The following is a 5,450-nucleotide window of genomic DNA, read 5'->3' on the forward strand; positions in this document are numbered from 1 at the left end:
ATCTTTTGACAGAATACAATTGTTCTCTACCGCCAATAATGGAAACTTGCTTTCCAGTGTTGTTGATTTTGCTGTATTTATCATCGTACATTGGGTTTAGTGGTAAACTTTAAATAGCGATGTACTGGCTTGCGACAGATGATGTAACGGGGATGTCTTTTTCTTGCACCCACTTTCATTAATCCGTGTTCGCCGTATTTCCTGTTCAGTGAAAAGGTCTGCCATACAATCAGCGAAGCACCGCCTGTTCCGAGTAGCAGGCAGACGTAAGAGTTTACGCCAGCCATATACAGTATCATCACGAAGATGAGCGTACCAAGCAGTCCACCTGCAAAAATGAACAGGTATTGTGCTTTCAATCCTTTAAATTCTACTGTCCTGCCAATACCCTTATTGATGTTATAATTACTCATAAGGCAAGGGATTAAAGGAAGAATGAACGAAGGACGGTTGCCGCTACGATGAGGAAAATACACGCACCGAACCACGAAGCCGCCGTTTTGCTTGTATCAGGATCACCCGAACTGAACTTGTTGTACACTTTAACACCTCCGATGAGACCTACTACGGCACCAATGGCGTAGATGAGTTGTGTGGCAGGGTCGAAATAAGACGTTACCATTTGGGTTGCTTCGTTGATACCGGCTGTACCATTTCCTTGGGCGAAGGCACCAATTCCTGACAGCATTGCTACCGCTGCCAGCAAAGCTTTTTTTCTCTGTTTTTTCATAATTGAAACACATTAAATTGTTATTCTTTCCCACACCTTGCGGGCTTTCGTGACAAAGGTGTTATAGAAATAGAGGCCTTATAATAATGTGGCAGTGAGTGGAATTACTTGGCGGTGAGTGGCATAATTGGGAAACTTAAATCCTTTTTTTTTAAGTATTTTTGCTATATTTGACTTATTTAGACAAGTCTTATAAATTCAAAATGACATTTGGAAAACGCATAAAAGAATTGAGAGAAAGTAAAGGTTTATTCCTTAGAGAAGTTGGCGCAGCTTTGGAGTTAGATAATGCTTTTATCAGTAAGGTAGAAAACGGGGAAAGGCTGTTGCCAAGAAAGCATATTGAAAAACTTGCAAAATTTTTCAATACCGATATTAATGAACTATTGGTTTTATGGCTGTCAGATAAAATAATTGAATTGCTACTAAATGAACCTGTAGCAGAACAAGTTTTAAAAATATCGCAAAAAAGATTAAGAAAAGATGAGAATAAAAACTAATCAAATACTATAACCAACTATTATGAAGATAAAAAAAATAGAAGTTGAAAATTTTCGATTACTGAAGACTTTTTCAATGGACCTTGAAAATGAACTTTCTCTTGTTATCGGAAAAAACAATACAGGAAAGACTTCTATTCTGTCAGTTCTGGATAAATTTATAAATGAAAAAAGTAAATTTTCTTATGATGATTTGAATATTGATTTTAAAAACGAATTAGAAAGTTTAATCAAATCGGCTGATGTTCCCGATGAATTCTCTCCTAAAGGTATTAAACTGAAAATCTATATTGAATATAACGATACTGATGATTTATCTAATGTTAGCAGAGTATTGATGGATTTAGATCCTGACAATAACAATATTGTTTTAGGTTTTGAATACACTGTAAGTTATGATGCTTTTTTAAAAATAAAAGCTGACTATGCAATCTTCGCAGCCAGTGAAAATGCGAAAAATGCTAAGAAGAAAGAATATAAGCCACGGGAACTAAAAGATTTTTTAAAGCAAAACATAGAAGCTTATTATAAAATTCATAAATTTTCTTTTGAATACGATACGACTGCAAATAAGATTACTGAAACTAAGCCAATCGACCTTGTTAGTGAAAACATTAATTTAAAGGATATTATCAACTTTAAGTACATAAGTGCAAGAAGAGATGTAACAAATAAAGAAAAAGAAAACACACTCTCAAAACAAACGTCAAGTCTCTATAAAAAACAAGAAGACAGTAGTGATAAGACTCAAGCTACTGAAGATTTTAAAGACCAGCTTTCAGAAACAGATAGTACGTTAAGCGACATCTACAAAGATTTATTTAAAGACGTAATAAAAAAAGTACAAGATTTTGGTGGCGTTAAGTTGAATGATACTGATATAGCAATTATTTCAACATTACAACATCGAGAATTACTTGAAGGAAATACTACAGTAGTATACACTCACGATGACCATAAGTTACCAGAACATTACAACGGTTTAGGTTATATGAACCTAATAAGTATGATTTTTGAAATTGAAATTTTGGTACAAGATTTCAAAAAAGATAAGGACAAGAAGCCTGCCGATATTAATTTACTTATTATAGAAGAACCGGAAGCTCATACCCATCCCCAAATGCAGTATGTCTTTATAAAAAATATAAAAAAACTACTTGGAGAGGGTATCAAAAGAAATGATGGTATAGATAGAACATTACAGTACTTAATTACAACGCATTCATCACATATTGTTGCAGATAGTGATTTCGATGATATAAAATATTTGAAAACAATAGCAAAGAATAATGTAACTGCGAAAAATCTTAAAGATTTAAGAACTCAATATGATGCCGACCCAAAACAATATCAATTCTTAAAACAATACCTAACAATTAGCAGAGCTGAAATCTTTTTTGCTGATAAGGCTGTTCTTATTGAAGGAGATACAGAAAGGATTTTAATACCAACTTTTATGCGAAAAGTTGACTTAGAAGAAGCTGCACGTTTAGAAGTGGAAGGAAACGAGGATACATTCTTACCGCTTCTATCTCAAAATATATCAACTATCGAAGTCGGTGCATATTCACAAATCTTTGAGAAGTTTATTGACTTCTTGGGTATTAAATCATTGATATTGACAGACATTGATGCAATGAAGGTCGTAGGAAAAAATGACAAAGAACAAGATGTTTGGGGAGCGTGTCCTGTTAATGAAGGTACCAAAACAAGCAATTCTGCAATAAATCATTTCCTAAAAGCTGTAACGTGGGACGATTTAAAAGCCCTGGCTGTTGGCGATAGAACAATTACTGTTGGGAGTTCTACAATTTGTATATGTTACCAACAAGAAGAAAATACTTATCACGCAAGAAGTTTTGAAGATGCTTTTATACATCTGAATAGAGAATTTGTAAAAGGAAATAAAGCTACTTTTCAAGGAATAAAAAATGCTTCTGATTTTGATGATGACACGAAAAGTCCCTATGTCTTAGCAGATAATTGTATTAAAAAGAAAACTCATTTCGCTTTAGATATTTTATATCACAGTGATGAAAAATTTAGTAATTGGAATATTCCGGCTTACATTAAAAATGGCTTGTTATGGTTGAAGAAAGATTAAATTTAGAACTCGAAGTACAAGAAATATTTCAATCAATTGATGCAGGTAGAAATTTCCTTCTTAGTGGTGGAGCTGGTAGTGGCAAAACCTATTCTTTAGTAAGTGTAATTCGTCAGGCAATTTTAGAAAATCCAACTGCTAAAGTTGCTTGTATGACTTACACGAATGCGGCTGTTAAAGAAATTGAAGAGAGAGTAAATCATAAAAACCTAAACGTATCTACAATCCACGATTTTCTTTGGGATAATATAAAACACTTTCAAAAAGAGCTTAAAGTAGCTATTATCGCATTGGCTAATGATGAAGAGGTTAGTAGAATTTCCATTGATGATGAAAACCCTATTCCTAATACTTACTATGAGGGTCTAGAAGATGGAATACAATACAAGGAATATGTCAGGTTAAGAGATGGTATTATATCTCACGATGAATTGCTTTTGGTTGCAAACTATCTTTTTGACAAATACCCAAAGCTTAGCAGTATTGTAAAGGATAAATTCCAATTCATCTTTATTGATGAATACCAAGATACAAGCAAAGCTGTTGTAGATATCTTTCTTACTCATTTCAAGAAAAGCGAAAGGAAGAATATTATTGGTTTCTTTGGCGATGCAATGCAATCAATTTATGAAGATGGTATTGGTAATTTAGATGAATACAAAGGTCAAGATGCAGATAAAGTAAAAGAAATTCCAAAGAAACAGAATAGAAGAAATCCTCAGCTTGTTATCAACCTTGCTAACAAACTTCGGACAGATGGCATTATACAAGAACCTTCTATCGATATTAATGCACCCAATATGGTTGAAGGTATAGTAAAACAAGGGACAGTGTTGTTTTTATATTCAACTGATGGCAATATTGAAAAAGTAGAAAAATCCTTAGGGGAAAATTATGGTTGGGATTTCAATAATACGAAGCAAACAAAAGAACTCAATCTTACACACAATTTGATAGCTAGTAAAGCAGGGTTTAGAGAATTAATGGATATTTACGATAGTGACCCTATCATTGGATTAAAGACGGATATCCTTAATAAAATAAAGGATAACAAGAAAAATAATAGACCGGAAATTACAATAGATGATAATGACACTTTTGATGTTGTAGTCGATAAATTTCAGTTGAAAAACATACAAAGAAATTTAAAGAAAGATATTTTATTAGCAGACCCAATAAAGGCAGAATTATACAATCAATTAAAGGACAAGCTGTTTTCTGAGGTAAGGAAAATTTATATGAATAAAGATGCTCTGACTGACGATAAAAAACAAGATAAAGATGATGAAAACAAGAAAGGGTCAAAAAGAGATAATTTGATTAAACATTTGTTCAAAATCCAGAATAGTATATCTCTTTATAAAAACAAGCAGTATAATGAATTTTTGAGAGTAACGGATTACAGAATACACATAAGAAGTATTGCCAACAAAAGATTGTTGAAAGAGAATATCGATAATCTTATAAATGTTGGAGAAAAAACAATTGAGGAAGTTATTACTGATGCTCACGAAAAAGGTATTTCCTTGATAGATGACAGATTACTTGTATTTAAGGAGAAGAACGAATATTTATATAACCGTGTAAAAGATGTCAAATTTAATGAGTTTCAAAAGTTGTATGAATATTTAGAAGGTCAAACGCCATTTTCTACGCAACATAAAACTAAAGGTGCTGAATTTGATAATGTCTTAGTTATTCTCGATAATGGAGGATGGAATAATTACAATTTTGAAAAAATGTTCTTGGGCACAGCTACTCCAAGTGTCTTAGAAAGAACTCAAAAATTATTTTACGTTTGTTGTACACGAGCTAAAGAAAATTTAGCCGTATTCTTTCATAATCCAGATGCACAAGTAATTGCAAAAGCAAATGGATGGTTCGGGAACGATAACGTAATTAATATTGATTAAGCGGCTATTGTTAATTAAAAATGATATTGGGGAGTTTGCTCACACAAACTTCCCAATGTCAAAACCATCAAAATCATTTTTCCGCAAAGTGGAAGAGCCGGCTTCCGTTTCAGAAGAAAGACTACTGTCCAATAGCTCTGCTATTTTACGAGAAGCGCCTTCCATAGAATTTTCCAAAAGGCTGAATAATTCGGTTCCCTCTA

6 protein-coding genes and 1 pseudogene are annotated in these 5,450 nt (G+C 33.0%); 3 read left to right on the forward strand and 4 right to left on the reverse strand.

Annotation, left to right across the window (positions count from 1 at the left end):
• From P8M54_RS16325 to P8M54_RS03195, 3 genes are all read right to left on the reverse strand, one after another.
• Positions 1–84, reverse strand: an 84-nt coding sequence (locus tag P8M54_RS16325; protein ID WP_366525116.1) for a DUF3875 domain-containing protein, incomplete at its 3' end; no start/stop codon positions are given.
• The gene (locus tag P8M54_RS03190; protein ID WP_300285061.1) at positions 81–413 is read right to left on the reverse strand and encodes a DUF4133 domain-containing protein; all 333 of its coding nucleotides are present in this window, start codon (positions 411–413) and stop codon (positions 81–83) included. The genes P8M54_RS16325 and P8M54_RS03190, both read right to left, overlap by 4 nt.
• Positions 414–424: 11 nt before the next feature.
• Entirely contained in the window at positions 425–730 is a 306-nt protein-coding gene (locus P8M54_RS03195) for a DUF4134 domain-containing protein (RefSeq protein ID WP_074590696.1), read from the reverse strand.
• Between the two features lie 203 nt (positions 731–933).
• Between P8M54_RS03195 and P8M54_RS03200 the strand changes: the two genes are divergently transcribed.
• From P8M54_RS03200 to P8M54_RS03210, 3 genes are read left to right on the forward strand one after another with little or no spacing between them, the layout of a single operon-like run.
• On the forward strand, positions 934–1,230 hold the full coding sequence (locus P8M54_RS03200; protein WP_074590872.1) for a helix-turn-helix transcriptional regulator: 297 nt from the start codon (positions 934–936) through the stop codon (positions 1,228–1,230).
• Positions 1,231–1,252: 22 nt separating this feature from the next.
• Positions 1,253–3,334 (forward strand): ATP-dependent endonuclease, encoded by a 2,082-nt coding sequence (locus P8M54_RS03205; protein WP_300285069.1) that lies wholly within the window; start codon positions 1,253–1,255, stop codon positions 3,332–3,334.
• Positions 3,316–5,247 (forward strand): UvrD-helicase domain-containing protein, encoded by a 1,932-nt coding sequence (locus P8M54_RS03210; protein ID WP_300285072.1) that lies wholly within the window; start codon positions 3,316–3,318, stop codon positions 5,245–5,247. The genes P8M54_RS03205 and P8M54_RS03210 overlap by 19 nt, the downstream gene beginning before the upstream one ends.
• 39 nt (positions 5,248–5,286) lie before the next feature.
• Here the strand turns inward: P8M54_RS03210 and P8M54_RS03215 are convergent.
• Positions 5,287–5,450 (reverse strand): annotated as a pseudogene (locus P8M54_RS03215) (conjugal transfer protein TraD); the annotation flags it as partial.

The sequence above is a fragment of the Flavobacterium sp. genome, assembly GCF_029242675.1.
Classification (GTDB): domain Bacteria; phylum Bacteroidota; class Bacteroidia; order Flavobacteriales; family Flavobacteriaceae; genus Flavobacterium.

Excerpts from the sequence above, each read along its gene's own strand:
- P8M54_RS03210 (WP_300285072.1), top strand. The coding sequence starts at position 3,316 with ATGGTTGAAGAAAGATTAAATTTAGAACTCGAAGTACAAGAAATATTT.
- P8M54_RS03205 (WP_300285069.1), top strand. The coding sequence starts at position 1,253 with ATGAAGATAAAAAAAATAGAAGTTGAAAATTTTCGATTACTGAAGACT.
- P8M54_RS03200 (WP_074590872.1), top strand. The coding sequence starts at position 934 with ATGACATTTGGAAAACGCATAAAAGAATTGAGAGAAAGTAAAGGTTTA.
- P8M54_RS03195 (WP_074590696.1), bottom strand. The coding sequence starts at position 730 with ATGAAAAAACAGAGAAAAAAAGCTTTGCTGGCAGCGGTAGCAATGCTG.
- P8M54_RS03190 (WP_300285061.1), bottom strand. The coding sequence starts at position 413 with ATGAGTAATTATAACATCAATAAGGGTATTGGCAGGACAGTAGAATTT.